We start from the raw sequence: 4,814 nt of genomic DNA on the forward strand, positions 1-4,814 counted from the left end.
ATTTATTTTCTGTTGTTTACCGTGTGTCTACCTATTTATTCATGCACATACAGATTCCACCCCAAATAACCCTCGATGGCCTCATTCAGAATATCCTTTACATCATTACGAACCATAGCCACATGATGTTCAAAACCATTCTTGCAAATATGTTTCATCAAAATCTGTAAGTTATCCACTTTGGTAACAGCTATACATCCATCCATTCCATACGGATCATCCGTGATTTCACCAGTACCCAAATAAGCCTTGATAACGCCTTTAGTATCATCAGTGGAAATACGGAAGAATGTGAAATCACCTTTAGTCACTTTGCCATATACAGCACCGAATGTATTGACCTTACCTAGCGTACGTCCCAGAACGCCAAGTGTACCAAGCTTTAAGTCATTTCTGACAAACGATTTCGGGAAATTACCGCAATGAGTACACACACATTTATTCCGGTCTTCCGCAAAATTATTGTTCCAGTCAAGTAATGCCGATTGACCTTGCGCTGCCAATGTCAAAGCATACATGGATACAGCACCGGCAATATCAACCTCACAAGCGGCAGGTAGTAGTTTTTCACCCAGCATACTCATTGTCACACAAGCTGCACAACCATAGTTCTGTTCCAAAGAGTCCCAGCACTGCACAGCCACAGCATCAATCTGATTGGCTTCAAGCCACCGTTCTACAGCCACGCCAAACTTTGCCTGAAGCACTAGCTTGTCACTGTATTCTTTAGGAACTACTGCGTAGCACTTAATCTCTTCAAGTTTCTTCAGCAGTTCCACATCTGTATCCTCAATCTTACGGGCAGCACCGAGTATTTCAGAAAGATCGACTGGAACGACTGTAATACCACTCTTCTGCAACAGTTTTTCACTGGCACGTACCGTCTGAAAACCGGCTGGACGGGCACCGATAGCACCGATACGTGCATGGCGCAAACCATTGACCACACGACAGATACCAGCGAACTTATTAATATCCTTAGCCAATAGTTCAGAGTATATAGAATAGGTATGTAGTGTAGTATCTGTAAAAGGAATACCATATTGATACAAATTATTGCAAACAGAAATTTTACCACAGAAAGCATCACGGCGGCTGTCCAAGTCCACCTTGTCATTCTCGTCGTCACAAGCTTGTACTAAAATGGGAACATTCAAATCAGCCACACTGATAGCATTGATTATTCCAATCTCAAAGCCAAAGTTGGGTAGAGATACTATAATGCCGTCAATACGGTCACGATTTTGACGGAACAGTTCGGCACACTTCAATCCGTCTTCACGGGTTTCAATACTGCTACTGCCAGTAGGAGTAGCATCTTCAGGTAAAATTACATAGTCATAGCCTTCGTCTGCAAGTGTTTTCAACAGCTGTTTGCGAACATCTTTGGCCAATTCTGAATTAAAATAAGCACGGGTGCCGATAATTATACCGAAGCACATTCTTTCCTTGTTTTTCATCGTAAATAGTTGGTGTTAAAATTATACTTAAAAGATATTTATCCGATTAATTGATTTACTGCTTTCAGCCAGCCTTCACACCATTTCTCCATCAGTGGTAAGTTACCCTGCGGTTCTATGCAGTAGCGGCTCCGGCGTAATACGGCCACTTGTTCAAAACTCGTCCATATCTTGCGGGCCATTCCATTCATCACAACAGCTCCCAACGCCGAGGCCTCCTCAACATCCGAACAATTGATCGGTACACGTAAACAGTCAGCCTGGAACTGCATTAAAAATTTATTTTTTGTAGGTCCTCCGTCAACCCTGACTTCTTTCAGTTTTATACCTGCCTGAGTGGTCATCGCTTTGACTAAATCATTAACTTGATAAGCTATGGATTCAAGCGCCGCCCTAAGAACATGTGACTTCCCAGTACCTAAAGTCATCCCTAAAATGGCCGCCTTTATATCCCCTTGCCACCAAGGAGCACCCAGCCCGGCAAAAGCCGGTACAACATACACACCTCCATTGTCTTCCACAGTAATGGCCAGTTTTTCTGCTTCATCGGGCGAACCGATCATCTGCAATCTCTGTTCCAACCACTTAATAGTACCACCAGTACAATGAATATTTCCCTCAAAAGCATAGAACACTTTCCCAAGTGCGGCAAAACCGATGGAAGTGACCAATCCCCGAGGAGCTGTAGCAGCCTTTTCGCCAATATTCACCATTACTGATGAGCCGGTACCATAAGTGACCTTACCTAATCCCTCTTCAAAACACATCTGCAGTCAGTGCCCCATGAGAATCCCCTAATACACCAGCAATGACAATAGGGTTCTTGAACAGCCCACCCACCGTAGTCTTTCCAAAAACAGCGTCACAAGGCAACAATTCCGGCATCATGATTTTGGGTATGGTAAACAATTCCAATAAGTCATTATCCCATTGCATCGTATGAATATTCAATAAAAGGGTCCTGGAAGCATTCGTATAATCCGTCACATGACGTTTACCATCAGTCAACTTCCAAATCAGCCACGTGTCAATGGTCCCCATCAATAAGTCTCCATTATCAGCAGCCTGACGGGCTCCCTCTACATTGTCAAGTATCCACTTCACACCACTAGCCGAGAAATAGGGGTCTAACAACAAACCACTTCTTACCTGTACAAACTCACCGTATCCTCTATTTTTCAAGTCATTACAGATATCAGCACCACGCATACATTGCCATACCACAGCATTGTATACCGGTTTACCCGTATGTTTATTCCATACAACCACCGTCTCACGTTGATTAGTGATAGCCAACGAATACATATTGTCTGCCGCTTCCTCTTCGACCAACTCAGCAATGCCCTTCAGCACATTCCGATAAATTTCTTCAACATCATGCTCCACCCATCCAGTTCGGGGATAATATTGCTCGTGAGTGACATTGACACGCCTCAGCATTTCACACCTCTCATTGAACAGCATAGCCTTGGTGGCCGAGGTGCTTTGGTCTATTGCAATTATCAAGTTTTTCATTTTAGGTATTATTAAAGGCTGATTATTTCTTACTTAAGGAAGTCAAGGGCAGTTTTCACGATACCAGGTGCATCCAACCCATAATGGGCAAAGATTTCAGAAGAACTCCCATGCACCACATTCTCGTCAGGAATCCCCAAAATTTTCACGGGTACGGGATTTTCGGAAATGATTTCAGTTACCATCGCTCCGAGGCCTCCATACTGACTATGCTCCTCAACCGTGATAATACGACCGGTTTCAGAAGCAGCTTTCAAAACAGCCTCCTCATCACAAGGTTTAATAAAGGACATATCCAGTACCCGGACTGAAATACCATATTCACGCAACTCCAAAGCCGCCTGGCGTGCATGGTATACGGTTTCACCGGTTCCAATGATTGTCAAGTCCGTCCCATCCAATAACATGTTTGCCTTACCTATGGCAAAATCAAAATCATCGTTCTCATAGACATCAGGAACTGCTGCACGTCCTACACGAACATAAACCGGTTCAGGATAGTCAATCAAAAACTCAACCAGTTTTTTTGTCTGTCGGGCATCACAAGGCAACATAATATTCATACCGGGGAAAGTACGTAACACGGCAATATCATGCAAGCTATGATGGTAGCCCCCAAAGCTCCGTAAGCTACCCCTCCACTTACTCCCAATATCTTTACGTTGTTCTGACTATAAGCCAAGTCTACCTTTACCTGTTCCAGACTGCGAGCCACATAAAAACATGCCGGGCCACACACAAACACTTTCTTTCCGCTATGAGCCAACCCGGCTGAAATACCTACAGCATCCTGCTCCGCAATACCACACTCCACGAATTGCTGTGGCAATTCTTTGGCAAAATCATTTAACGTCACCGAGCCACGTGCATCCGTTGTCACAGCAATAATATCTTTGTCCATCCGGGCCAATGATAACAAAGTGTCGGTGAAACTTTTTCTGCAAGCTATCATATCAATTATATTCTAAATTTTTTATCCTTTCTGAAATTTCCCGAATGGCCAGTTCATACTGCTCGTTGTTCGGAACCCCATGATGCCATTTGGCCACTCCCTCCATAAAAGACACTCCCTTGCCTTTTGTCGTATGAGCCACCAACAAATGAGGATGGTGATTTGCATAATCAATGGAACGGAAAGTCCGAATAATGTCTTCCATATCGTCACCATTCATATCCTTTACCTCCCAACCGAATGCCGTCCAACGGTCACGGATATCATCAATCCCCATCACATCTTCCGTATCTCCACTAATCTGCAAATGATTACGATCTATTACAGCTACCAAATTATCCAACTTGTACTGCCGGGCAGCCATTGCAGCCTCGTATATGGAACCTTCACCCTGCTCACCGTCCCCCATCAGCACATAGGTTTTATAATTCCTTTTATCCATTTTAGCTGCCATAGCTATACCCACTCCAACAGACAAGCCATGTCCCAAGGCTCCAGTATTCACTTCAATACCCGGAACTCCGATAGTGGGGTGCCCCGAAAGAATGGAACCATATTGCCCCAATGTGTCCAAAATGCCTTCAGCCATGAATCCTCTGGATTCCAGCGTCACATACAAGGCCTCCACACAATGCCCCTTACTCAAAATAAAACGGTCCCTCAAATTATCCTTAGGGTTACCTGCATCTACATTCATCACATCAAAGTAAAGAGCAGTAAGAACATTGAGGCAAGACAAGTCTCCACCGATATGTCCGGCTTTTGCTTTATAGATAATTTCAATTAATCTTTTTCGATTTCTTTCTGATTGAAGAATTAATTCTTTTGTTTTCATAGCTTATACACTTTCGTTTCCCTTGCAAATAAAACAAAAGAAAAGCATAAAT

At 43.6% G+C, this 4,814-nt stretch carries 3 protein-coding genes and 2 pseudogenes; all 5 read right to left on the reverse strand.

Annotation, left to right across the window (positions count from 1 at the left end; genetic code table 11):
• Positions 1-35 precede the first annotated feature (35 nt).
• The 5 genes and pseudogenes from JCM16496_RS20665 to JCM16496_RS20680 all read right to left on the reverse strand — a co-directional run bounded on the left by JCM16496_RS20665 (position 36) and on the right by JCM16496_RS20680 (position 4,762).
• Positions 36-1,460, reverse strand: a complete 1,425-nt coding sequence (locus tag JCM16496_RS20665) for an L-fucose/L-arabinose isomerase family protein (protein WP_025836387.1) — start codon at positions 1,458-1,460, stop codon at positions 36-38.
• Between the two features lie 38 nt (positions 1,461-1,498).
• Positions 1,499-2,975, reverse strand: a pseudogene (locus tag JCM16496_RS25145) (FGGY-family carbohydrate kinase).
• Between the two features lie 29 nt (positions 2,976-3,004).
• Entirely contained in the window at positions 3,005-3,382 is a 378-nt protein-coding gene (locus tag JCM16496_RS25150; protein ID WP_369346684.1) for a transketolase C-terminal domain-containing protein, read from the reverse strand.
• 111 nt (positions 3,383-3,493) lie between these two features.
• Positions 3,494-3,927, reverse strand: a pseudogene (locus JCM16496_RS25155) (transketolase family protein); the annotation flags it as partial.
• 1 nt (position 3,928) lies between these two features.
• Positions 3,929-4,762 carry a transketolase gene (locus JCM16496_RS20680; protein ID WP_025836388.1) on the reverse strand — a complete coding sequence of 278 codons (834 nt, stop codon included), beginning with the start codon at positions 4,760-4,762 and terminating at the stop codon, positions 3,929-3,931.
• Between the last annotated feature and the right edge of the window lie 52 nt (positions 4,763-4,814).

Origin of the sequence: Bacteroides rodentium JCM 16496 (assembly GCF_000614125.1) — a bacterium.
Lineage (GTDB): Bacteria > Bacteroidota > Bacteroidia > Bacteroidales > Bacteroidaceae > Bacteroides > Bacteroides rodentium.

Bases quoted from the DNA above. Each gene is read 5' to 3' on its own strand.
- JCM16496_RS25150 (WP_369346684.1), bottom strand. From the start codon at position 3,382: ATGTTATTGGATGGGACGGACTTGACAATCATTGGAACCGGTGAAACC.
- JCM16496_RS20665 (WP_025836387.1), bottom strand. From the start codon at position 1,460: ATGAAAAACAAGGAAAGAATGTGCTTCGGTATAATTATCGGCACCCGT.
- JCM16496_RS20680 (WP_025836388.1), bottom strand. From the start codon at position 4,762: ATGAAAACAAAAGAATTAATTCTTCAATCAGAAAGAAATCGAAAAAGA.